The following is a 22,471-nucleotide window of genomic DNA, read 5'->3' on the forward strand; positions in this document are numbered from 1 at the left end:
GCCGCTTCTCCTTCCCTGAACGCATGTTGGAACGCCTCATCGTTCGCGGTTCTCTGACGCATGCCGGGGCGAAGCGGGAATGCCTTCCTTCGCGGCATTCAAGGACTGTAGAGGCCGTTGTTCCCCATCCGGCCATGCCGAAGCGTCTCCGGCATATCCGGCTGCCGGTATCAGCAGCGCGAGGCCGATGGCAAGACGTCTCATCCCTCTGCCTTGCAGCAATTTCCGCAATATTTCTTTAGCCCGTTTTCCAATCCCCTTTTTCATGATCATCCCTCCATAGCTGTGGACCAGATTCTGCATATCTTTACTATGCGTCATTTGCGCCAAGCCTATCCTGACCGGAGGCGACCAGCCGGATACCATAAAAATAACCCCTGTAGGATGTCGTTATCCTAAGGGGTTATCAGTGTTCCTGAATCATGATTATTGTTCACCCAATCGTGTAGAATGAAATGCATGAACGGAGGGCTTACCCATCCGTGAGATGACAGGTCCATATCCAATTGTTCGAAAATTCCATGTACAGTGAATGACGTGAATTGCATCAATCGTTTTTTTCCAAAAGCCCGGTTGCATCATCATTCCGCGGTGAAACAGCGATTACGCCGTCCGTTGATGAACACGGTGCATAATGACATAGCCTTCGACGATACGATATTGTATCGTGCCCGCTTGCTCCATCGCCGTCAAGACGCGGGTCAAGGCGTCAACCGCATCCGAGATAATATCCAGCTCGATGCCGCGCGTGTCCTGCAAATACCGTTTGTTCAACACTTCGCGGTATGGGACAGGCAGTCGCGCGCATGCCTCCTGGAATATCATCTCTTGCTCCTTCGCACGGGAGATCGCATGGCGAATGCGCTCTTGCTCCCGGCGCGTGCCTGGACGCTTCGCGTCCTGGATGTAGGACATCCGGTAGCTCAAGCGGCGTTCGTTGATCGCGCGGCTTGCCCGGTATCCGCCCAAATGGTTCAACCAATTGTGCACGAATTGCGTATTCATTTGTATTACCTCCAAACCTCTCAACCTGCCGGACGCTCTGCTGCCAGCAGGAAATCTCAAAATAATGTCGTTGTGTACAGTCCCCTTTGCGATAGACTATATTCTTCACTTCATCATAGTAACCGTAATGGAACACGATGAAACAGACTCGCCGATCGTGAGCTTCAACGAGCGTAGCGGCTATCCTTACAACAAACTTGGTGGCATGACAGACGGAATGGGCAGCAGATAAGGGTGATTCCGAAGTGAGATGTGGCAAGGTGTGTAAGATTGTAAAAATGCGTAGGAGAGTGAAATTACGATTATAAGTTATAAGTATAAACCTTCATTGATGAAATGTCAATAAATATAAATGAAAAAGAAAAATAGGAAATCCGCTTCCTATTGAGGGGATTTCCTTGTTCTCCGATCCTGCTTCAGACACATGTAAAGGCATATCCCAGCCACGACAAAGAGCGCTGCCGTCATGACCTGTTGCAAAATAATCATCGTTCCACCCCGGCTTCATCCAAAATGTACGCAAACATAATTAGAAATGATAATCATTATCATCATTATACAAAGGGATGCTTCTCTTTTCAAGAGTTAGATTCGTTAGGACGTATTTTTTCCGCGTCATGAATTTGACATTCGCCAGACCCCGGCATATAGTTTTATCATCGAACTATTTTATGATGAAACAATATAGACAACTCTGCCGTGCATACACTCATTGAGGAGGAAGAACGCATTGAATTCGAATTCCAATTCCAAGCAATGGATTGATCGTTATATCGCTGCCTACTTCGATGTAACGAAGCATCTGTTCGCCGACATCCGGGACGCCATTCAGGAAGAATTGACGCCTGAGCAATTCCAGATTCTTCTCTTCATCAACGGATGCGGCCGCTGCAATCCTACCGAGCTGGCGGATGCTTTTCTCGTCGGCAAAAGCTCGATCACCGCGATCATTACCCGGCTGGCCGATCGCGGGCTCATCGACCGCGCCCGGGATGAATCCGATCGCAGGCAGGTGTATCTCTCCCTCACCCCCCGCGGGGAATCGGTGCTGAAGGAAGCGGAGCAGAAGGTGCAGGACATGGTATCTTCCTATTTGGTTCATTTCGAAGAGCGGGAAGTGGAGGCCTTCATCAGTACCTTCGAAAAATTAGCTTATCTGATCAAGAGAGAGGAGTAGCGATTCATGAATCTTATCCTGAAGGCAAGATGGGCGATTATCGCCGTCTGGATCATCGCGGCAGCCGGCCTGATGATTGTCGCCCCTTCCTTGAACGATCTGGTCAAGGAAAAAGGGACGATCACCGTTCCTGACGGGTATTCCTCGACGGAGGCCCAGGCTATCCTGGATCAAGCCGCTGCGCGGAACGGCGTCAAGGAACAATCCCAGATCGCGCTCGTCTTCCATAACCCGGACGGGCTGCAGGCCGATGAAATCGCCGAAATCAAAGAGACGATACAGCGCCTGGAGCAGCATAAAGCCGATCTGGGCATCGAGTCGATCCTGAATCCGTACGCTCAGCCGGAGTTGGAGAAGAAGCTGGTCTCCCGGGACGGCAAGACGGTCCTGACCTCCATCGGAGTCGCGGCCGGCGGTCATTCCATAGACGACACCATCAGCCGCATGCACAAGGATTTGGAGTCCGTCAAGGTCGAGCATTATATGACCGGCAGGCACTCTATCGACAAGGATACGATTCAGAGCTCGCAAGACGGTCTGAAGAAGTCGGAATACTTTACGGTCGCCTTCATTCTTATTATTCTCATTCTCGTCTTCCGTTCCTTCGTTGCCCCGCTTATCCCGCTGCTGGCAGTCGGCGTCAGTTATTTGATCTCGCAGTCGATCGTTGCTTTTCTGGTCGATTCGGCCAACTTCCCCGTCTCTACCTTCACGCAGATCTTCATGGTCGCCGTTATGTTCGGGATCGGAACCGATTATTGCATCCTGCTTCTCAGCCGCTTCAAAGAGGAAGTGCCGCGGCACGAACATATCGGCGGCGCGATTATCGCGACGTACCGGACGGCCGGGAAGACGGTGCTATTCTCCGGGCTCGCCGTATTGATCGGCTTCACCGCCATCGGTCTGTCCACATTCATTCTGTACCGGTCGGCGGTGGCCGTCGCGATCGGCATCGCGGTTATGCTGATTGCCTTGGTCACGATCGTTCCGTTCTTCATGTTCGTATTCGGAACCCGCATCTTCTGGCCGAGCCGGAACAGCTCCCTTGAACATAAAGAGAGCCGCACCTGGGGAGCGGTCGGTTCCTTCTCGCTTAAGCGTCCGTGGGCCGCCCTGCTCATCGTGGCCGCGGTCACCATCCCGTTCATCGCCACGTATAACGGACAGCTCTCCTACAACAGTCTGGAGGAGATCGGCGACAAATACGATTCCGTCAAAGCCTTCAATATTATCGCCGACAGCTTCGAGCCGGGCGAATCGCTTCCGGCCCAGATTGTCGTTCATAGCGGGAAGCCGATCGATACCGCCGAGTATATGGCCTTGGCCGAAAAGATTAGCCGGGAGATAGAGAAGGTTCCCGGTGTCGCCAGCGTTCGGAGCCTGAGCCGGCCTTCCGGGGAGGCTATCCCCGATCTGAAGATTACCGAGCAGGCCAAGACGCTGAAAAAAGGACTCGGCGAAGGGAGCCAAGGCCTGGCAGACATTAAGAGCGGACTGTCCCAAGCCAGCAGCGCCTTGTCCGAGAACGCGCCAAAGCTCAAGGAAGCGGCAGATAGCGCCGGGCAGCTTACCGCGGGCACGAAGGCGCTCAAGGAAGGCATCCGGGAACTGAATGCCGGCCTGGCCCGTATTCAGGAAGGGATTGCGGACGGCTCGACTGGCGCCGGGCAACTGAAGGCCGGCTTGTCGCAAGCCCAAGCGAGCGCCTTGCAATTGGCCGCCGCCAATGAAAAGCTTCTCGCCTCCTACCGGAAGATCGGCGACGGCATTCAGCAGGCGGACACCGGCCTGAAGCAGATGCAGCAGCAGCTCGACGGCGCCGCGAAGGCGCTGCAGTCGCTGGACACCCGCTTCGGCCGGCTGGAAGAGAATTATCCGGCTCTGCTGCGCGATGAAGATTACCTGGCCATTCGCGGCACCGTCACCGAGACCGGCCAGGGAACCGCCCAATTGGCGGGAGCGCTGGGCGAGCTGAGCGGCCGCTTCGGGCCATTGGCCGCCGGATTAAGGCAGGCGAACGAGGGTTACGCCCAAGCGGTTGCGGGCCAGAAGGCGCTTGCCTCCGGACTGGATCAGCTTATAAATGGACTGTCCGATCTGGAGAACGGGCTCACTCAGGCCGCTCATGGTCAAGGCCAGATTATCGGCAAGGTCCCTTCGGTTATCGAAGGCTTGACCCGGATAGAGGACGGCCAGCAGCAGATGAGCGACGGCTTCCAGCAATTGAACAACCAATTAACGCAGCTGAGCGACGGGCTGAAGCTGGGAATCGACGGCCTGGAGCAGGTCTCCGGCGGCCTGAATTCCGCTTCCCACTACTTAAGCGAAGTCGGAAGCACGGCTGACAGCGAGTTCAGCGGCTGGTTCGTGCCGAGGGAAGTGCTGGAGAATCCGGACTTCCGGCAAGCCATCGATCTGTATGTCTCGCCGGATCGCACCGTCATGACGCTCGATGTCGTATTCTCGGTCAACCCGTACGGCATCGAGGCAATCGGGCAGGTGCCGAATGTGCAAGCTGCGGCAGAGCGCGCGGTGGCCGGCAGCGCTTGGGAACAAGCGGACATTGCCATCGGCGGCGTATCCAGCACCTTCGCCGATCTGAAGCAGATCTCCGGTGAAGACTATACCCGTACCGTCATCTTCATGATGGCCGGCATATTGATCATCCTGATTCTTCTGCTGCGCTCCATCATTATGCCGTTATATTTGATCGCCTCGCTCATTTTGACGTATTATACGTCGCTGGGCGTAACCGAGCTTATTTTCGTCGATATGCTCGGATACTCGGGCATCAGCTGGCCGACGCCGTTCTTCAGCTTCGTCATGCTCGTCGCGCTCGGCGTCGATTACAGCATCTTCTTGATGGACCGCTTCAACGAAAATAAGCATATGGATGCCGGCGCAGCCATTCTGCACGCGATGAAAAATATGGGCACCGTCATTATTTCGGCCGTCATCATTCTGGGCGGAACCTTCGCCTCCTTCTATCCGTCCGGCGTGCTCAGCATGCTGCAGATTGCGACGGTTGTTCTGTCCGGCCTTGTGCTCTACGCCATTTTGCTGCTGCCGTTCTTCGTGCCCGTCATGGTCCAATTGTTCGGTTCGGCCAACTGGTGGCCGTTCCGGGCACGCCAGGCGGACCAGGCCAAGCGCGATCGGATCGCGATGTAACACTTGAATATATCCCTCTCCCCGTCCGGAAGCGATTGCTCCGGACGGTTTTTCGTGCATAACCCCTCTCCCGTCAGGCAATCGTAGTTCCAAGGAGGCGATATATGTGAAAATCGTACTAATCGCTGCGTTCATTGCTGTTCCCTTCGTGATGGCTGGGCTTGCCCATCGGAATCGTGCGCTTGCCACCGCGTTACATCTATTGGCGGTGCTGAGCTTCTTCGTGGCAGGCTCGATCTTTGCTGCCGTGATGTATGAAGTGGTGAAGCAGGGCACCCAGTTAACTTCGCAAATCCATGCTGTCTTTTTATATCCGTCCTTCCTGATTGCCGGGGCTTATATAGGGGTCTATATTCCCTACCGGCTGCTGCGGGAGCTTGCATTCCATCTGGATGACAAGAGGCGAATCTAGGGAGCTTGCCCAATGCGATTCGAGAGCTCTGTCCTTGAATATAACCATAGAGACAATGGGCCATCGCTCAGATATACTCTTCACATAATCTTATGGTTATATATAGAGGGCAAGAATATGACCGACATCTACCGGGCGATCTCCGATCCAATCCGCAGGGGCTGTTCGCGGGCGGCACGGATATCCGCTCCTCGATCTGGCTGATCTGGATCGGGGCGCACCATCGTACGTATGCGGACGCAGCCCTGTCTGGCTCGGTTATCGTGGAAGTGGTGGCCGGCACGCCGGCCGACGGGATCCTGTCCGTGGGCGACCTCATTGCGGACGTGAATGGGATGCCCGTACGCGGATACGATGACCTGGAATCGGCGGTCACCCGGATCGGTCCGGGACAGGTGTTGAAGCTCGGGCTCTTGCGGGACGGCAAACGGCAAGAGGTGCAGCTGACTACGGTTCGGTTCGGCGCCAAGTTGAACTCCATTCCTTCCTGATCAGCTGCAATCTCCTCGCTGCCGCCATGAAGATCCGCAAGCTCATCCCTTGCGGATCCCCCGTCACGCGTTTTGCCTTATTTTTCTTCCGTCACGACCGTCGCATTATAGATGACAATCCGCTTCCCGTCCAAGTCAAACAGAACTTTATTGCCATATTCCGTATCCTTAATATCAATCTTGCCTTCATACTCCTGAATCAAGGTTCCGTCACTGCTGTATACCTTCACCGTTCTCTCCAACCCGCCGGCTTGATTGGACTTAAGATTTTTTAACGACCGCTGTCCCGCCGCCGTGTTGAAGTACCAGACGATCATCAACGCAATACACGCGACGATAGCTGCCGTGATGCCGAGTCCAATCTTTGCTCCCCTGCTCATCCGTTTCCCCTCCTTCTTTCTTTATCTTATTTCCTACGCGCTTCTCCTCTCCCGGTTCCTGTCGATTACTTGCCTTGCCGCTCGCATAAAATCCTTCCGAGTGAGCCAGACTTCTCTCATATGAACAATGGTGAGGGTGAGCAAGGATGTCAGCACAATACGGAAAAGTGAATGAACGGATGTCGGACAATGTGCAGCAGCTGCAATCCATCTTCTCGCAAGCTCCCGACCTGATCTACCGGAGCGTCGATACGCCGAACGGGCCTGAAGCCATGCTGGTCTATTTCGACGGCTTGGTCGATCTGAATTCCATCAACAATCATGTTCTGTACCCGCTGATTGAAGGACTGTCCAGTACGGAATATTCCCTGCCTGTCACGGTCGGCCATGTGGAATCGACATCCGACATGAGCCAAGTGGAGAAGATGCTGCTTAACGGTAAAAGCGTACTCTTCCTGCCAGGCTCGTCCGAAGCCTATATTTTCGATACGTGCGGATGGCCGCAGCGGTCGATAACCGATCCGTCGATCGAGGCCTCCGTCAAAGGCTCCCATCAAGGCTTTGTCGAGACCGCTACCCAGAACATCGCCCTTATCCGGCGCTATATCCCGAACCGGGAGCTCAAAATCAAGCAATTGAAGGTCGGGAAAAGAGGAGAAAACACGTTATCCATCATGTACCTTCAAGATGTCGCCGATCCGGAAGTCATGCAGGAACTCACAAGTCGAATCGAAGGGCTGGATATAGATAACGTAATCAATACGGGCGAGTTGTCCGAGCTGATCGAAGACAGCCCCTACTCGCCTTTTCCGCAGCTGTTAATGACGGAACGTCCCGACTCTGCCGCTTCCCATATTTTGCAGGGACGTTATGTCGTGGTTGTCGACCGTTCCCCGAGTGTGCTTATCGGCCCGGTGACGTTCGTCTCCTTCTTCCAGAGCGTGGATGATTACAGCATCCGATGGATGAATGCCTCATTCATTCGGCTGCTCCGTTTTTTTGCATTCTTCCTGGCCTTGTTCTTGCCGTCGCTTTACATCTCTTTCATTACGTTCAACTTCGAGGTCATTCCGATTCAGTTGATCTTGTCGGTGGCGGAATCGAGGGAACGGGTTCCTTTTCACCCCTTCCTGGAGGCGTTCATCATGGAAGTGACGTTGGAGATGATGAGGGAGGCGGGAATCCGGTTGCCGGCCCCAATCGGCCAGACGGTAGGGCTCGTCGGCGGAATTATAATCGGTCAGACCGCTGTTCAGGCGGGAATCGTCAGCAATATTATGGTTATTGTTGTCGCTTCGACCGCGATCGCGTCCTTCATCATTCCGAACATCGATATGGGGACCGCGATCCGCTTTTTGCGCTTCCCGATGATGCTGGTTGCCTTCATGTACGGCTTCATCGGCATCGTATGCGGAGCGATGATTCTGCTCTCTCATCTCTGTTCCCTGACATCGCTCGGCACTGCCTATGGAAGCCCGTTGGCTCCCGTCCGTTATGCCGATTTGAAGGACACGTTCCTGCGCTTTCCGCTGTGGGCGATGAAAACGCGACCGACCGGTCCGGGACCAAAGCAGCTCAAAAGGCAAGGGGAGAATTCACCTGAAGGAGGCAACCCGAAGTGAATTCATATCGCATCACCTTCATGCAGTTCACTTTGTTGATTCACGGTATTCAGGTTGCGACCAGCGTCCTGTCCCTTCCCCGCCAGCTCGCGGAGATCGCGTCTACGGACGGATGGATTTCGCTCATCTTGGCTTGGGTGATCAACATATTGTTCAGCATGCTGACGGTTGTCGTTATGCGGCAATATCCGGAAGACACGCTTCCGGATCTGCTGGAACGGTTGTTCGGAGGGATGGTCGGCAAGCTGATGCTGGCATTAATCGCCCTGCATTTTGCTTTTTTATCCTGGTCGATATTTGTCACTACGATTCTGTACATCAAATCGTGGTTTCTAATGATGACGCCGATCCCGTACATTATGCTCATGCTCCTCGTTCCAGTCTATATTACGGCGAGGAAGCATATTGTCCATATCGCCAGATATTGCGAAATCGTGTTTTATATGACGATTTGGATGGCACCCGTGCTTATGTTTCCGTTGCGCGAGGGGTATCTCATCCATTTCCTTCCTGTCCTCAGGGAAGGGTGGGGACCGGTCATTCAGGCGATCCCGACCACGACAAATGCCTATCTGGGGTTCGAGATCATCCTTTTCGCCTATCCGTTCTTAACGCGCAAGGATTTGGCCATCCGAGGCGTCGTGATCGGCAATACGCTGACCATGCTGGTTTATGTATTCGGCACGGTTGTATGCTTCGGTTTTTTCAGCCCGGAAGAAATTACGCAGTATAATCAACCGATCTTGAATCTGTTGAAGCTCATCGAGTTCCGCTTCCTGGAACGGTTCGATATCATTTTTTTGGCCATCTATTTGTTGGTCATTTCGACGTCGCTGGTGCCGTATTTGTACGGAGCCGCCGTCAGCGGCGCAAAGGTGTTCGGAACGCAGAACCATGGCGCGTATGTGCTCGCGTTATGCACCGCAACATTGCTGGCGGCATCGTGGATCAAGCCTTCCTGGCTGGAGTCGCTTCGCTATAAGCAATGGGCCGGTTATACCGGCATGGTCGTCTGTTATCTCTTCCCGCTTCTCTTATATTTGTCCATAAAAATTTACCAGAAGCTGACACCAAAGGAGGCGATCTCTTGATGGGGCGCGCCGTGACCACCGTCATCCTGCTGATGCTTCTGCTCCCGGTTCCAGGATGCACAACATACAGAACCCTTGAAAACATGACACTCTCGCTGCTGCTCTGTCTGGATATGGACGAGGAAGGCAACCTTTTGCTGGCGATCTCGAGTCCGGTTTTTTCGAAGGAAGCCAAGGATAATGAAGAAGAGTTCGAGGTCCGATCAACCACGCTGCGCCACTCGCGCGAAGAGTTCGATAAACGGGCTCTGGGCCTTACCACGGCAGGCAAAACCCAGGCTGTTGTCGTTGGAAAACGGCTGGCCGCCGAGAAAAATTGGGCGGAGCTGCTCGATCCGTTCTATCGGGATACCCATAGCACCGTATCCGCTCGCGTCATCTACTTCGATGGACCGATTGGCGACTTGATTCATTTCTCGGCCAAGGATAAGCCACGACTGCCCTTGTATTTGGCGAAGCTGGTCGATACGGGATTGCAACGGAACGAGGCCACGAAAACGACCATCCAGGAATTTCACCGGCATCTGTACGAGAAGGGGATGACACCCAGCATAACCGGTCTCCGCAAAGATAAAGGGTTGGCGCTGACCGGCACCGCGTTGCTTGACAAATCGTCCAAATTCAAAATGATGGCCAATTCCGATGAAACCAAGCTTCTCTACATATTGCGAAAGAAGACGAGGGGAGAATTTCCTTTCACGCTTCATCTTCCGCTGGCTCCGGGAAAAGGACCCGGCAACGTGGACATGAAGCAAACGAGCGTCAACCTTCAAGGAATTAAGACAAAGATCCGCGCTCGCTACACGCAGGGGCGGTTTGTGTTCGATGTGAATATCCGCTCGATCGCCTATGTCATGGAACGTCTCTTCCCCTATGATGTCATGCAGCCGTTCGAGGAGATGGAGAAGAAAATCGCCGCTGTTCTGGAGCAGCGGTTCAACGACTTGATTCGCAAGCTGCAAAAGGCGCGCATCGATCCGGTTGGATTCGGCATATATGCAAGAGCCCACGCGTATCCGCAATGGAAGAAAATCCAAGACCGTTGGGAGGATTATTTCGAAGAGGCCATTGTCAATGTGAAGGTGAAAGTGAAAATCGTCGGTATGGGCGCCACAAAATAAGCGGCGCCTTAATGAGGCCGGGCCGATTCGCCGCAAGAGTACAGCAGTGAATCGGCCCGGCCCTGGAAGGCTACATGTTTACACTATTTTTTTGCTCCGCCGGAAGCGTGTCGGCGTTCTTGAACATTATCTTCAGCATAGGCGGCGTGACCAGCGTCGTAATAATGACCATGATAATGATCGACGTAAAATATTCCGGCTGCAGCAGCCCGGACTGCAAGCCTGTGGCCGCAATAATGAGGGCGACCTCTCCCCGGGAGATCATTCCTGAGCCAATGGCCAGCGAGGAGCGGTTGTCGAAGCCGGTTGCGCGGGCGCCCAGCCAGCCCCCGGCCAATTTCGTCACGATGGCGATGATCGTAATCACGGCAAGCAGCCCCAATTGGCTGCCGATGCCGGCGAATGACACGTTCAGCCCGATGCTGACGAAGAACACCGGAACGAAGATCGAATAAGCGATCGGCTCGACCTTATGCTCGACATCATGCTTGTATGGGGTCAGCGACACCGCGATGCCGGCGGCGAAGGCGCCGATAATGCCGGCCATCTGCATCCATTCGGCAAAATAAGAGAAAGCAAAGCAAATAATCAAGGCCGCGCTAATGACCGCTTCGGTTACCTTGAGCGGAGCGAGCCATTTCATGACGCGCGGCACAACCAGCCAGCCGGCCACGAAGGTAATGGCGAAGAACAGAAGCTTCTTGCCGACGAGCAGTCCGAGGGAGACGTCCCCCCCTTGGCCGACGATGCTCATAATGAAGGCCAGCAGGATGACGACGAGCACATCGTCGACGACGGCGGCGCCAAGTATCGTCGTCCCTTCTCTCGAATTGAGCTTGTTCATTTCTTTAAGCACCTGGACAGAGATGCTGACGGAAGTCGCGCAAAAGATAACGCCGAAAAATAGCGCATAATGCGATGAAAAACCGAACGCGATCGCTGCCCCGTAGCCGCCAATGAATGGCAGAATGATGCCGCCAACGGCAACCGCGAACGCCGATTTCCAGTTTTTGCGCAGCTGATCGACATCGGTCTCCAACCCGGCAATGAACATCAGCAGCAAGACGCCGATTTCAGAGACCTGGGTGATGAAGCTGTCCTTCTCAATCCAGCCCAGCACAGCCGGGCCAAGCAGGATGCCCACGATCAGCTTCCCTAAGACGGCGGGCTGCCCCAGACGGACCGAAATGTCTCCCGCCACCTTGGTGCACAGCAGAATCAAGGCAAGATACAGAATAAATTCCATTGCGATTCCCCCACTCTTTACAAAATTTTCAATTCTAAAAAAAGACAAAGAGGAGCCCTGAATTGCCAGGCTCCTCCAAAATAAAACAAATATTTTTTTAGACGAATTACGTCTATTATACTTCAACTTCTCGTAAGTTGCAAACCATTTTTCAGTAAGGATGCAAAAAGGCTATCCTTCGTCTGACGACGACAGGACAGCCCCCTAACGAAAACGGAAACACGGGTGAAAACGAAAACTTGCTACTTGAACAAGGAGAGGCGTTGGGACGGGATGATGGTTGAGACAGCCGATTTGTTGATAAGGCTGTACTTGGAATCGATTTTGAGCACAATCGTGTATACATCGAATGACGTAATCGTGCCCTTCATCTGGATTCCATTTTTCGTAATGAGCGTGACGGGCACTTCCTGCTGGATCGCTTCCGTAAGAAACTGCTCTTGCAAGCTTCGATCGTTCGATTTCTTCAAGTGCAATCATCCCCTTCCTTTTAAAGTCAACCTACTGCTAAGTTTACCAGATTTCATTCGGATAAAAAAATAGTTCACAAGATGCCTTTCTCCCGGACGCCCGAACATGTATGTATCTTATATCGTCAAGATCAGTGAGAATCATTTGGCGGAAATCCATTTCATTCTCCGGTTTACTGATTTCCCCATACATAATTCGCTTGTCCACTCCCATACTAATTGTGATCTGCTGCGCTGGGGGGTGAATTCAAGTGGAAACAAGAAGTCTGGGCGCGCACGAGACGCTGGAGCTGCATGAGCTTCTGACTTTTAAAAACGCATGCATGACCAAAACGGCAACGATGGTCAACCTGGTGTCCTGCCAAGAGCTGAAAGGCCTAATGCAGCAAGACATTCAACATTCGGCCCAAGCGATCAAGGACTATCAAGGCCTGTTGTCCAGAGCCCGCAGCTAATAATAAAAGGAGGCCCACAATGAATACGATTATGGAAAATCTGACCGGCATGGCCGGGATGACCGATCAGGCCGTTGCCACGGATATGCTGATCGCAGCCAAGTCCGGAATTAAAGATCTGGCTACCGCCCTGACCGAAGCTGCGACGCCGGAGGTACGGACGGTCTTGCGCAATCACCTCGATACCGCCATTCAGGCCCATGAGCAATTAACCGCATACATGATGAAGAATGGCTATTACCACCCGTATAACCTGCAGGAACAGCTTCAGATCGACATGAACAATGCCAGCACGGCACTGAACATGGTCCAGCGGAACGGATAGCTGCCCGTGTTCAAGACTGGGGAACAGTTCGGCCGCATCGGATTCTGTTCCCCTATTTTCCCCAAGCTCTCGCCAATTTCATTTCCCCCGTCTTCGCAAATCGGATTGTCTTTCGTAACAGAGTCGGCACCGGCTGCCATCCCGAATCCGGCTGTCTGATCCAATTATTATACGAAAAGGGAAACATCGTCAACCTCAACGCGATATTGGCACGGACAAAGCTTGCATATTCTCTGTCTTGTCCGCACTTGCTGGCACATAGAATAAGAAGAAGAGCTGCAAGCGAGGTGATGATTTGCCCATGCTGTCTGTCACAAGAGGCTGTTTATTTTTTATTATCGGGGCCGTATGCATACTGATGCTGGCCATTCTGGCGGGAGGAGCTCTCTTCCTGTCCTTGTTCTTTGTGCTTCCCATTTTGTTCCTTGCCATCTGGAAAGCGTCGCGGGGCCGAAGATAGCAAGAATCCTCAACTCCATCCATCCGTTTGCAGGATTCTGCCCAGGACGGTTATCCCCTTCCGCGGACAAGATTTTGAGGGGATTATACCTAGGCAAAGACAGGATTGCTATTGGATATGGCATTATCGGGTTTTGTCGAGGCTCTGCTTGCCATTCAGAACGGGGGACTAGCTCAGCGGCGGATTCTCGGGGATGAAGGAGCGTTAACATAATGGAAGAGGAGCTGGTGTCTTGCCAACCCCTCTTAAGCAGGAATGATTCGATGTGGATTATGCTTGTTGATATGCGCCTTTTACCGCTTTTACGTAGTAGACGGCATGCTCCGAATGAATGATATGTTCCGGCTTCGGCTTTCCCCGGCTCTGTCTATGCCCCTCCAGATGCACTTCGCTCGTCTCCCAATTTTTCCACGCTTCTTCCGATTCCCAGCGAATCATGACGACGACTTCCTCGTCGCCTCTTCTCGCTTTTTTGACGAGTACGCTCAAGTCGATAAATCCTTCAAATTTTTCGATCGCGCCTTCACCCGAGAAACGCTGCACAACCAAGTCGGAAGTGCCTTCTTTGACCGTAATTGTTTTTGTTTCTATAAACATTTATTTTCCTCTCCTTCAAAATTCATCATATCACGCTCCTTCCATTATAATTGATGATGATTATTATTTTCAATTATCCACCCGTTTTCGATCTGCCGCTGGACCGGTTGTCTTTTCTGCCCCGGCTCGATTCGTTCCTGCTCTTGTATGTCAAGGATGGCGAGGATCAGAGCGGGATTCGGCAAGTCGGAAGATATGACGAGGTGACGGAGGAGGCCATTCCGGCCAAGGCCAGAGCCAAATTGGGAGCGGAATAAGCAGAACCAAGGGGGACCAAAAGTAGTATTTCACTACAGTGAGACGGCCCCCCTGATTCTCAAAGCTCGCTCGCCGAAAACTGCAATAATACACTTTTCCTTTATGACGTGTACCAGTCTACAGGGAATCCTGCAAAACGGCATCAATTTCTGCCTATCCAATCGAAAAAAGAAAAAAATCGATGAACATCATGTACTTTCTCCTAGGCCCCCTAATTAAACTGGAGCTTCCGGCTCCAATATTATAAGCTGTTATCAGAGGGGGACAACTAGTATGGGAAAGCACTTTAGCAAGGAAAAACGCCTGCAAATCGTAAAGGAAGCAATGGCCGGCATTAAGGTGGGAACACTTGCCCGAATGTACGGTGTCCATCCGGAGACGGTACGTGTTTGGGTTAGAGACCACCGTGACGAAATTAGCCAAGAGGAGATACCTGCAGCAGACGAGCATCTGCAAGAACTCCGTCGACTTCAAGAGGTAGAGGCAAAGTTCGAGCAGGCAAAAAAGCTCCTGGGTGAAAAAGAGCTTGAGATCGAGATCCTGCGAGAAGTCGTAAAAAAGAAGAACCCCGCTTATCTGAAAGACTTGAAATAGCAGAACCGTTTATTAAGCGGGGGCATGCAGCAGCTAAAGTTCTGCGTATCCTGAAAGTTCGCGAATCGACGTACTATGGCCGGAAGAAACGAGAGGCATCCAGTACCGAAGAACAGGCTTCATGCGCTCTAAAAGGGCGTCCTGTGCCTGGATTTTCCTCTACGAACACGGGCCGGAAAGTTTCAGATGAACAGATTAAAGAATGGATGCTCGAACTCCTGGAAGGAGAAGAGCACATTTATGGGTATAAGAATTTGGCGCTGTGCCTCCGCAGACAACGTGGATTGATTCTAAACAAGAAAAAGGCGTACCGCATTTGCAAAGAGTTAGGAATTCTTCAGAAACAACGGAAGAAAACAAGCAAACATCCTCGCAGAGTACCGAGAAACCGGACGGTAACCGGGGTGAACCAGCTATGGCAAATTGATATTAAATATGGGTACGTGATTGGGCGCCAGCGTTTCTTTTTCGTGCTCAGTATCATCGATGTATTTGACCGCGTCGTCGTCGGACAATACCGGGGTTCCGTGTGTGAGGCCAAGCACGTCGTACAGACACTATGCCGGGCGCTACAAGAACGCCTGAATCCCGGCGATGAGTTGCCCACCGTCCGCACCGACAACGGGCCTCAGTTTGTCAGCAAGTTGTTTGGTGATACGTGCGAGAGTCTGGAGATCGTCCATGAACGCATCCCGCCACGCAGTCCGAATATGAACGCCTACATTGAGTCATTTCATAGCTTACTCGAACGTGATCTGTTCAGCCTGACGGAATTTATGACATTTGAAGAGGCCTATGAAGCACTTGATCGTTACATGGATTTCTACAACAACCGCAGAATGCATGGTAGCCTAAAGAGCATGTCACCATCGGAATACTCAAAGTGGGTCATGACGCTGGAGGACCGATCAAAATATCATCGGGCCGTGTAACCACGCGAAATAGGAAGCAATTCTAAGAACGCATCTTTTTTGGTGGACATGACTCCAGATATAGGGGGCCTAGCCGCTTTTGCAGGAATTTCATCAAATAGCGGCTTATAGAGCAGAAATTGATGCATCCATCAGGCTGTTGAGAAAGAAGTGTTGAGTAGGGAAATGGATATTTCCACCATTCTGAAAACTGCACCATTTCCCTGGACACGCCCATCCGGCAGTCGAAATCCGCAAAACTCCGCGATTTCTCCAGACGCTCCTATTCAGTAAGCGAAATCCTGCATAAATACAGCAATTCGATATGGACGGCTTTTCCAGAAAGGGAATCCTGCAAAATTACAGGAATTTTCCCCGTTTCGCTTCGGCTTGAAGCAAAAGGGCCTAAAATGATGCAGATTTGCAGCAATTCCTCGGGATGTGGACTCATTAAGCCGAAATTCCTGTAAAATAGCAGCAATTTCCTCCGCACGTCCAAGCCCCGGGAGGCAACGATGCTTCCAGCAGGCCGATAGTGCTTCCAGCAGGCCGGATAATGCGATGATGCCCCCAGCATCCGACGCGGTCGCTTGGATCCCGTAAAATCAGGCCAATGAGTAGTCTATGGGGTTTTTTACTTGTGATTGATCTCTTCTCCCGGTAGAGAAAATCGATTTAAAACGCTCTAAGAGCCAAAGTTTGGATGAGGAAAATGGACCATCTCCACCCCTTCACAAAAAACAGGGGTTTTCCAACAGCCTGATCCATGCAGCATTTCACTGCTTCATCCATCTTCCCCCGGTTTGCAAGCGCCGCTGTTTTTCCCGGATCCGCATTCTAATGTTAACTCGTTATCTCCATCACTTTCAGTGCCTGTGAGACATCCCCTTACGTTCGTCACTCTGCGTTCATCCATTCTCCGCACCGCTGCGCCAACCCTTCCCATTCATTCATAAAAACGCCAGCATGATATCCATCACAAACGGCATGATGCATCTGCAAGGAAACGGGCTGGGGTAATGTTGATGTTCGCCGACATACTGAAGGTGCATCTCGCTGCATGCATGTAATGTGCAAAGTAGGGCTTTCTTCCCCAATTCTCCATGTCGATAGGATGAAAATTCATTGTATATAACCTCCTAAATAGATCTCGCGTATTCTAGGAGGCGTAATCACGTGTTCTAACCATAACTCCTTTTCTCTTGCGCATATTCATTCTGCTCACCTCTCTGCTGGCATATCATACTGCCGCATCTCGGCTCTTCCGATCCGGCAAGTTCCGGGACTCGCCTGCCGGAGATGCCGTTCTCCGCTTCACGCTGGCGGGAATTTCCATCAATATGCGAAGCTATGCTATAATAGCTGTGGTTTATTATATTTTTATTCCTTATTTTATTTTGGAGGTATATCAATGCGGCGAAATACAATTCGAAAAGGGCACAACCTGTAAGGGGATACGTATCATTGGCCCTATAAACTGCGTTTCCCCTTCTTGTTAAAGGGGTTATCTGCAAGTGCAACAACATCAAAAAATCCGCACTGGGCAATTTATGGTGTGGCTCAGCGTATTGACTTTTTTCAGCGTGATGAACGAAACGATGTTTAACGTTTCCTTGCCGGATATTGCCGCCGATTTCGGCATTAGGCCGTCGGCAGCCAATTGGGTCAATACTTGCTTTTCTCTTTCCTTCGCTATCGGGATTGTGCTGTACGGCAAACTTTCGGAGCATGCCGGCATGAAAAAACTATTGTTATTCGGGATGCTGGCCTACGGCTTCGGATCGATCATCGGCCTGCTCGGCCATGCCTGGTACCCGCTCGTGCTCATTGCGCGCTTGTGTCAGGGAGCCGGGGCTTCCGCCGTTCCTTCGCTCATCATGGTCATCATCGCCAAGACCGTCGAGCCGAGCCAACAGGGCAAGGCGTTCGGCCTCATTGGTTCTGTCGTGGCCTGCGGCGAAGGGCTTGGTCCGGTCATCGGCGGCGCGATTTCCGGCTCTATTCATTGGTTTATGCTGTTCGCTCTGCCGCTGCTGTCGCTGCTCGCCCTTCCGTTGGTGCTGCGAACGATGCCTGACGAGACAACGGATCGCAAGGCATTGGATCTGGCCGGCGCGGCCCTGCTGTCCGTGGGCATTATCGCGTTCGCGCTGTTCACCACGCTGTACCAGTGGGGGTACTTGGCCGCGAGCATCGCTGTATTCGCGCTGCTCGCGCTTCACTTGCGCCGAACGCCGTCTCCCTTCCTGGAACCGTTCCTGTTCCGGAAGCAAACCTATCTCGCGCGCGTACTGACCGGAGCCCTGCTGCTCGGCACCGTCGCCGGCTTTATTGCTATGGTGCCTTATCTGATGAGAGCCGTCCATCATATGCCTGCCGGGCTGATCGGAAGCGCCATTTTATTCCCGGGCACGGTAAGCGTTATGGTATTCGGGATGATCGGAGGCGCGCTCGCCGACCGCAAGGGGCATATCATTGCCATGGTCTGCGGATTAAGCATGCTCCTTGCCGGCTTTCTCATCGTCATGCTCTATCCGGATCAGGCGCCATGGCTGATCGCCGCTTCCATGATTTTACTATTTGGCGGTCTTTCCTTTGTGAAAACCGTGATTTCGGCAAGCGTGGCCTTGACGCTGACTGCGGATGAAGCCGGCTCCGGCATGGGAATGCTCAATTTCGCCTGCTTCCTCGCGGAAGGCATCGGAATTGCCGCCATTGGCGGGCTGCTGACGAGACCGTGGCTGAATGTCAGCCTATGGACCGGCTCCAGCGGTACCGCTTCTCTCTACAGCAATATTACGCTGCTGTGCATGACGGTCGTCGCTGCCGGCGGCATCCTGTTCTTGTTCGTCGCTGCCCCCGGCCGCGGGCGAGGAACCTTCGGGCAAACGAAGGAGCAATAGAATAGGCGCATTCCACAACCCAGTCTCCTTCGGAGGATGACTGGGTTGTGGTCTGTCCCGGCAGATCGCGGATAGATATGGATAGACAACATTTACCTGCATGTGAGACAATAATGCAGAAAATTTATCTATCGAGACCGGGAGTGAACCAGCAGTGATTGAATGTCAAGATTGCGGGACGCAGGTCAGTGAATCCATCGGTTATTGTCCCCGATGCGGTTCCCGGCTGCCCTACAAAAATAAACGCCATACGGGCTTCAGGAGACGGAATCTGATCGCCGCCTTGCTTAGTCTCGCCATGGTATGCTCGGTGATCCTGCTCGCCGATTACCTGAATGCGCCGGATAAAGACAACGAATGGCTCCATACGAACACTCCCGCTTCCACGGACGCCGTTGATTCGAAGGAAATGCCTGGCGGGAGCCTCAAGGAAGAAGCATGGGATAAGCAGCTTGAGGCCTATCTCGCAGACGGGAAGAAAGACCTCGCCCTTCAACTGCTGCAGGAGCAGCTTTCCGCTCAGGGAGCGAGTGCGCAGCTCTATGGCAGGGCGGCGGAACGATTCATCCGGCACCGTTATCCTGCGGAAGCCGCCGCGATCTGGCTGGAAGGGATGATGGAGACAGGCGCGCGCGAGTTGGCGGAGGAATTGCGGCAGTCCGTGGCGCCCGCGGAAATAATAGAATCAGGCTCCCTCAGGCGCTTCCTGAAGACGGCCTACAGCAAGCCTGCCGAGCAGATCACATGGGAGGATCTGTATCAGCTCAAGTCTTTGAGCATTAGCGAGGAAAGCATTTCCTACCTTATCGAATCGGAAGACAAGGAACCGGACGATGCCGAGGCTTCTGCTCTGCTGTCCATGCCTTTGCCGCGCAAATTCTCGGATCAGCCCTGGGCAACGGGAGAGCTTGCTCTATTCTGGGGACTGCGGTCGCTGCAATGGGACGTCAGCGCTAACCTCCTGGATGAGCGGCTCCTTCCGGCTCTGCCCGATATGAAGCAATTGCGCCTGGCGTACGGATTCAGACAGAATCCGTTGGCATGGGCCAGCCTCAGCGGGGTGGAGGAGCTGTCCCTGCAAGGCAGCGGGCTTGAAAGCCTGGAAGGAATCGGCCAGCTTCCGAAGCTGAGAAAGCTGGAGCTGGAGCGGACCAAGGTGGACAATCTCGAGCCGCTGGCTGCCTTAGGCGGTCTCGAATCGCTAACGCTGCGGCGGAACGATCTGATCACATCCGTAGAGGAGGTATCCCAATTCAGCGGTTTGCGAGAGCTGACGCTGGAGGGAGAAGAGCTGTTCATGCTCCAGCCGCTGGCGAAGCTGACACAGCTTGAAGCGCTTGCTCTGCACCGCACCGGAACCAAGGATATCTCCTTTGCCGTCCAGTTGCCGGCGCTTACGTCGCTTACGCTGGATGACAACAGCAAGCTGAGCAATCTGGCTCCGCTGGCCCGCTTGACGAGGCTCACTCATTTGGAGCTCGATGCCGGCCCTTCGGACACGCTGGACGTGCTGGCCAAGCTGACGAATCTGGAGTCGCTGAAGCTGAGAGGGATGCATGATCTGAGCCCGCTGACCCATCTGAAGAAGCTGCGCAGTCTCGAGCTGAGAAGATCGTCCGGAACAAGCGATCTTCGCCCGCTCGCCGGACTCGCCCAGTTGGAGAGTCTCACGCTCGCGGACAATATCGGCGGAATCGACGAGGCCGCCCCGATCTTCAAGCTGGGCAAGCTCAAGCGGCTGCGGGTGTTGGACAGCAACGTATATGGCGATATGTCCGGCATCAGTGCCCTGCGGGAGCTGGAGGAGCTGCGCATCCAGAATTCGGAGGTGCATCTCAAGCTGGCGTCCCTAACCGGGCTAAGCAAGCTGAAGAAGCTGGCCATCAACCACAGCAGCCTGATTTATAACGTTTTTATCGAACGGCAAGGGTTCATGACCAGCTATTATTATGACGACCGGAACTGGGACGAGGAGCTCGGCCAATGGAAAGGCCTGCCGCAGCTTGAGACGCTGGAGCTGGCCGGGAACAAGCTGACGAAGCTGTCGTTCGCGGCCAGACTGGGCAAGCTGACGCATCTGAATCTCGAAGACAACAGCATTACAAGCATCGAGCCGCTATTGATGCTGCCGCAACTGCGCCTGGCCGATCTGCGGGACAATCCCGTTCTGGACTGGTCGTCTGCCGATCAGATGCAGGATACCGTGTTTTTGCGCACCATGTAGCCGCATCTGCCGCTTCGAAGCGTACTTGCCGATTATGCAGGGTCCCCATCGCAAGGCGGGGGCCCTATTTGCACCCGCTCGGCAACCCGTGAATTGACACGGCAAAATCTTAGAGGTTATTATAGAGCTGCGAAGTCTTTGATTGGGAGTGAATTTTTCGGCTTTACTTTGCGGCTTCACCATAAAATTTGTTAACGGCTCCAATTCCGCCCTTCCCTCCGCCCTCTTCCTGACAGCTCGCACCGCACCAATTGAACGCCCGGAACCCTGATCCGAAATGAATGACAGGAGGCTAGTATGTATGGAAAACCCATGGCATGAGCGTTTTCGTTCGGACGACTATTATTATGGAAAAGAAGCGAATGTATTTATTCAGCAACAGGCCTTTCGGCTAGAGGCATGCAAGAAGATCATCGCATTTGCCGAAGGAGAAGGCAGGAATGCGGTGTTTTTGGCAACGAGAGGGCATGAGGTGACCGCCCTTGATTATGCGGATAGCGGTCTGCTCAAAACGAAAAAGCTGGCTGAGAAGCATGCGGTCCACGTGCATGCCGAAAAAGCGGATCTGTTGACCGACCCCGTTCCGCACGAGGAATACGATGGAGCCATCATGGTATTTGGACATTTTCATCAAGAGGCCCAACAAACGGTGCTTGCGAAGCTGAAAAATACGGTAAAACCCGGCGGGATGATCCTGCTGGAAGTATACTCCAAAGAGCAATTGCATTATGGCACAGGCGGCCCCCGGGAGCCGGGCATGCTGTACGATCCGCAAGATTTGCTTGCATGGTGCGCAGGTCATAAAATACTCCATTTCTTCTATGGAGAGCAAGAGCGAGTGGAAGGAAAGGGACATACCGGTCTAGCCCATGTCATTCAGCTTGTAGTAAGAAAATAAAGCACGGGCACATGTACGGGGCCGGCCAATGCGTAGAATACACCGATTAGCGGCCCCCTCCCCTTATGTGTTGGATGAATGGCAAAATTCATGAATAATCTGTGCCTTCATTTCTTCAACCGGAAACTGCTCCGGATAGGCAGATATCATGAACATAAGGCCCTGAAGCACAGATGAAAAGTATAATGACCGTTTTCTGGGCTCCTTTACTCCGAGGTTTTCGAACATCTCACATTGCAAATGAAACTGTCGGGCGCTTTCTTCGATCAGCAGTTTACTGTATTTCGACAGTACTTCGTCTGATTCCGGCTGCGTCTGCAAATGAAGATAGAATTGAAATACTTCCGGTTTTTGTCGGACATTGTTGATAGCGCCCTCAACAATATGCTTCAGTTGCTCGGCAGGCGACTCCTGCGAGGACGCCGCTTCCATGACCTGAATCAATTCATCGATTCTAGCCTGGATCATGGTCGACAAGAGCTCTTCTTTCCCTTTATAGTAATTGTACAGCAGACCTTTGGATATGTTCGCATGCTTCGCTACGTCTTCGATCGAAGTCGCGTGATACCCTCGCTTCATGAACAATTCCATGGCGGCTATTCGAATTTTCTCTTTGGCCATCTGACGTATTCGTTCATTTTCTTTTTGTGTACGCGGCAT

The 22,471-nt window shown here is 52.8% G+C and carries 23 protein-coding genes and 1 pseudogene; 15 read left to right on the forward strand and 9 right to left on the reverse strand.

The features are described from left to right. Positions 1-36: 36 nt before the first annotated feature. Both L6439_RS18585 and L6439_RS18590 read right to left on the reverse strand, forming a co-directional pair. Entirely contained in the window at positions 37-267 is a 231-nt protein-coding gene (locus tag L6439_RS18585) for an ATPase (protein WP_237096537.1), read from the reverse strand. 336 nt (positions 268-603) lie between these two features. Beyond that, positions 604-1,005, reverse strand: a complete 402-nt coding sequence (locus tag L6439_RS18590; RefSeq protein ID WP_213471643.1) for a DNA-directed RNA polymerase — start codon at positions 1,003-1,005, stop codon at positions 604-606. 730 nt (positions 1,006-1,735) lie between these two features. Here L6439_RS18590 and L6439_RS18595 point away from each other — a divergent pair. From L6439_RS18595 to L6439_RS18610, 4 genes are all read left to right on the forward strand, one after another. Continuing rightward, positions 1,736-2,182: a MarR family winged helix-turn-helix transcriptional regulator gene (locus L6439_RS18595; RefSeq protein WP_213471642.1), complete on the forward strand. Its 447-nt coding sequence runs from the start codon at positions 1,736-1,738 to the stop codon at positions 2,180-2,182. A 6-nt stretch (positions 2,183-2,188) separates the two neighbouring features. Beyond that, the gene (locus tag L6439_RS18600) at positions 2,189-5,353 is read left to right on the forward strand and encodes an MMPL family transporter (RefSeq protein WP_213471641.1); all 3,165 of its coding nucleotides are present in this window, start codon (positions 2,189-2,191) and stop codon (positions 5,351-5,353) included. 106 nt (positions 5,354-5,459) lie between these two features. Next, positions 5,460-5,765, forward strand: a complete 306-nt coding sequence (locus L6439_RS18605) for a transposase (RefSeq protein WP_213471640.1) — start codon at positions 5,460-5,462, stop codon at positions 5,763-5,765. Between the two features lie 92 nt (positions 5,766-5,857). Continuing rightward, positions 5,858-6,256, forward strand: coding sequence for a PDZ domain-containing protein (locus tag L6439_RS18610; protein WP_213471639.1), 399 nt, complete (start codon positions 5,858-5,860; stop codon positions 6,254-6,256). Positions 6,257-6,333: 77 nt separating this feature from the next. Here L6439_RS18610 and L6439_RS18615 read toward each other — a convergent pair whose 3' ends face one another. Continuing rightward, positions 6,334-6,636: a LolA-like protein gene (locus L6439_RS18615; RefSeq protein ID WP_168182762.1), complete on the reverse strand. Its 303-nt coding sequence runs from the start codon at positions 6,634-6,636 to the stop codon at positions 6,334-6,336. Positions 6,637-6,782: 146 nt separating this feature from the next. On the opposite strand from L6439_RS18615, the gene L6439_RS18620 reads away from it, so the two are divergent. Genes L6439_RS18620 through L6439_RS18630 form a run of 3 tightly spaced genes read left to right on the forward strand, consistent with a single transcriptional unit; the run spans position 6,783 to position 10,470 of the window. Then, positions 6,783-8,258: a spore germination protein gene (locus tag L6439_RS18620; protein WP_213471638.1), complete on the forward strand. Its 1,476-nt coding sequence runs from the start codon at positions 6,783-6,785 to the stop codon at positions 8,256-8,258. Beyond that, positions 8,255-9,349 (forward strand): GerAB/ArcD/ProY family transporter, encoded by a 1,095-nt coding sequence (locus L6439_RS18625; protein WP_237096538.1) that lies wholly within the window; start codon positions 8,255-8,257, stop codon positions 9,347-9,349. The genes L6439_RS18620 and L6439_RS18625 overlap by 4 nt, the downstream gene beginning before the upstream one ends. Beyond that, a complete protein-coding gene (locus L6439_RS18630; protein WP_213471658.1) occupies positions 9,349-10,470 on the forward strand; it encodes a Ger(x)C family spore germination protein in 1,122 nt (373 codons plus the stop codon). Before L6439_RS18625 ends, L6439_RS18630 begins: the two co-directional genes overlap by 1 nt. Before the next feature lie 70 nt (positions 10,471-10,540). On the opposite strand, the gene L6439_RS18635 is transcribed toward L6439_RS18630, so the two are convergent. Together L6439_RS18635 and hfq are read right to left on the reverse strand one after the other, a co-directional pair. Next, on the reverse strand, positions 10,541-11,716 hold the full coding sequence (locus L6439_RS18635; RefSeq protein WP_213471637.1) for a cation:proton antiporter: 1,176 nt from the start codon (positions 11,714-11,716) through the stop codon (positions 10,541-10,543). A 242-nt stretch (positions 11,717-11,958) separates the two neighbouring features. After that, complete coding sequence (hfq, locus tag L6439_RS18640) at positions 11,959-12,186, reverse strand: RNA chaperone Hfq (protein WP_168182768.1); 228 nt, start codon at positions 12,184-12,186, stop codon at positions 11,959-11,961. A gap of 251 nt (positions 12,187-12,437) precedes the next feature. On the opposite strand from hfq, the gene L6439_RS18645 reads away from it, so the two are divergent. Then, the gene (locus tag L6439_RS18645) at positions 12,438-12,641 is read left to right on the forward strand and encodes a spore coat protein (protein WP_168182769.1); all 204 of its coding nucleotides are present in this window, start codon (positions 12,438-12,440) and stop codon (positions 12,639-12,641) included. A gap of 19 nt (positions 12,642-12,660) precedes the next feature. Then, on the forward strand, positions 12,661-12,966 hold the full coding sequence (locus tag L6439_RS18650) for a spore coat protein (RefSeq protein ID WP_168182770.1): 306 nt from the start codon (positions 12,661-12,663) through the stop codon (positions 12,964-12,966). Positions 12,967-13,696: 730 nt separating this feature from the next. Here L6439_RS18650 and L6439_RS18655 read toward each other — a convergent pair. Further along, positions 13,697-14,023: an antibiotic biosynthesis monooxygenase family protein gene (locus L6439_RS18655; RefSeq protein WP_213471636.1), complete on the reverse strand. Its 327-nt coding sequence runs from the start codon at positions 14,021-14,023 to the stop codon at positions 13,697-13,699. A 53-nt stretch (positions 14,024-14,076) separates the two neighbouring features. On the opposite strand from L6439_RS18655, the gene L6439_RS18660 reads away from it, so the two are divergent. The 3 genes from L6439_RS18660 to L6439_RS18670 all read left to right on the forward strand — a co-directional run bounded on the left by L6439_RS18660 (position 14,077) and on the right by L6439_RS18670 (position 15,807). Beyond that, positions 14,077-14,280, forward strand: a complete 204-nt coding sequence (locus L6439_RS18660) for a hypothetical protein (RefSeq protein ID WP_213471635.1) — start codon at positions 14,077-14,079, stop codon at positions 14,278-14,280. 274 nt (positions 14,281-14,554) lie between these two features. Continuing rightward, the gene (locus L6439_RS18665) at positions 14,555-14,875 is read left to right on the forward strand and encodes a transposase (protein WP_172879205.1); all 321 of its coding nucleotides are present in this window, start codon (positions 14,555-14,557) and stop codon (positions 14,873-14,875) included. A 50-nt stretch (positions 14,876-14,925) separates the two neighbouring features. Beyond that, positions 14,926-15,807, forward strand: a complete 882-nt coding sequence (locus L6439_RS18670; protein WP_237096883.1) for an IS3 family transposase — start codon at positions 14,926-14,928, stop codon at positions 15,805-15,807. Positions 15,808-16,683: 876 nt separating this feature from the next. Here L6439_RS18670 and L6439_RS29505 read toward each other — a convergent pair. Together L6439_RS29505 and L6439_RS29740 are read right to left on the reverse strand one after the other, a co-directional pair. Next, positions 16,684-16,797, reverse strand: a pseudogene (locus tag L6439_RS29505) (CatA-like O-acetyltransferase); the annotation flags it as partial. Beyond that, on the reverse strand, positions 16,763-16,912 hold the full coding sequence (locus L6439_RS29740) for a CatA-like O-acetyltransferase (RefSeq protein WP_369009969.1): 150 nt from the start codon (positions 16,910-16,912) through the stop codon (positions 16,763-16,765). The pseudogene L6439_RS29505 and the gene L6439_RS29740, both read right to left, overlap by 35 nt. Positions 16,913-17,300: 388 nt before the next feature. On the opposite strand from L6439_RS29740, the gene L6439_RS18675 reads away from it, so the two are divergent. The 3 genes from L6439_RS18675 (at position 17,301) to L6439_RS18685 (ending at position 21,811) form a co-directional block, all read left to right on the forward strand. Next, complete coding sequence (locus L6439_RS18675; RefSeq protein WP_237096539.1) at positions 17,301-18,689, forward strand: MFS transporter; 1,389 nt, start codon at positions 17,301-17,303, stop codon at positions 18,687-18,689. Between the two features lie 154 nt (positions 18,690-18,843). Beyond that, positions 18,844-20,913, forward strand: coding sequence for a leucine-rich repeat domain-containing protein (locus L6439_RS18680; RefSeq protein WP_213471713.1), 2,070 nt, complete (start codon positions 18,844-18,846; stop codon positions 20,911-20,913). A gap of 301 nt (positions 20,914-21,214) precedes the next feature. Beyond that, positions 21,215-21,811, forward strand: coding sequence for a class I SAM-dependent methyltransferase (locus tag L6439_RS18685; protein ID WP_213471714.1), 597 nt, complete (start codon positions 21,215-21,217; stop codon positions 21,809-21,811). Positions 21,812-21,874: 63 nt separating this feature from the next. Here L6439_RS18685 and L6439_RS18690 read toward each other — a convergent pair whose 3' ends face one another. Continuing rightward, a complete protein-coding gene (locus L6439_RS18690) occupies positions 21,875-22,471 on the reverse strand; it encodes a TetR/AcrR family transcriptional regulator (protein ID WP_213471734.1) in 597 nt (198 codons plus the stop codon).

It is taken from the genome of Paenibacillus dendritiformis (genome assembly GCF_021654795.1).
In the GTDB taxonomy this organism is placed as follows: domain Bacteria; phylum Bacillota; class Bacilli; order Paenibacillales; family Paenibacillaceae; genus Paenibacillus_B.

What these genes read in the sequence shown, in the direction of transcription:
- L6439_RS29740 (WP_369009969.1), bottom strand. Translation starts at nt 16,912, where the DNA reads ATGAATTTTCATCCTATCGACATGGAGAATTGGGGAAGAAAGCCCTAC.
- L6439_RS18615 (WP_168182762.1), bottom strand. Translation starts at nt 6,636, where the DNA reads ATGAGCAGGGGAGCAAAGATTGGACTCGGCATCACGGCAGCTATCGTC.
- L6439_RS18590 (WP_213471643.1), bottom strand. Translation starts at nt 1,005, where the DNA reads ATGAATACGCAATTCGTGCACAATTGGTTGAACCATTTGGGCGGATAC.
- L6439_RS18655 (WP_213471636.1), bottom strand. Translation starts at nt 14,023, where the DNA reads ATGTTTATAGAAACAAAAACAATTACGGTCAAAGAAGGCACTTCCGAC.
- L6439_RS18690 (WP_213471734.1), bottom strand. Translation starts at nt 22,471, where the DNA reads ATGCCGCGTACACAAAAAGAAAATGAACGAATACGTCAGATGGCCAAA.
- L6439_RS18600 (WP_213471641.1), top strand. Translation starts at nt 2,189, where the DNA reads ATGAATCTTATCCTGAAGGCAAGATGGGCGATTATCGCCGTCTGGATC.
- L6439_RS18650 (WP_168182770.1), top strand. Translation starts at nt 12,661, where the DNA reads ATGAATACGATTATGGAAAATCTGACCGGCATGGCCGGGATGACCGAT.
- L6439_RS18635 (WP_213471637.1), bottom strand. Translation starts at nt 11,716, where the DNA reads ATGGAATTTATTCTGTATCTTGCCTTGATTCTGCTGTGCACCAAGGTG.
- L6439_RS18585 (WP_237096537.1), bottom strand. Translation starts at nt 267, where the DNA reads ATGAAAAAGGGGATTGGAAAACGGGCTAAAGAAATATTGCGGAAATTG.
- L6439_RS18660 (WP_213471635.1), top strand. Translation starts at nt 14,077, where the DNA reads ATGATGATTATTATTTTCAATTATCCACCCGTTTTCGATCTGCCGCTG.
- L6439_RS18610 (WP_213471639.1), top strand. Translation starts at nt 5,858, where the DNA reads ATGGTTATATATAGAGGGCAAGAATATGACCGACATCTACCGGGCGAT.
- L6439_RS18665 (WP_172879205.1), top strand. Translation starts at nt 14,555, where the DNA reads ATGGGAAAGCACTTTAGCAAGGAAAAACGCCTGCAAATCGTAAAGGAA.
- L6439_RS18620 (WP_213471638.1), top strand. Translation starts at nt 6,783, where the DNA reads ATGTCAGCACAATACGGAAAAGTGAATGAACGGATGTCGGACAATGTG.
- L6439_RS18630 (WP_213471658.1), top strand. Translation starts at nt 9,349, where the DNA reads ATGGGGCGCGCCGTGACCACCGTCATCCTGCTGATGCTTCTGCTCCCG.
- L6439_RS18685 (WP_213471714.1), top strand. Translation starts at nt 21,215, where the DNA reads ATGGAAAACCCATGGCATGAGCGTTTTCGTTCGGACGACTATTATTAT.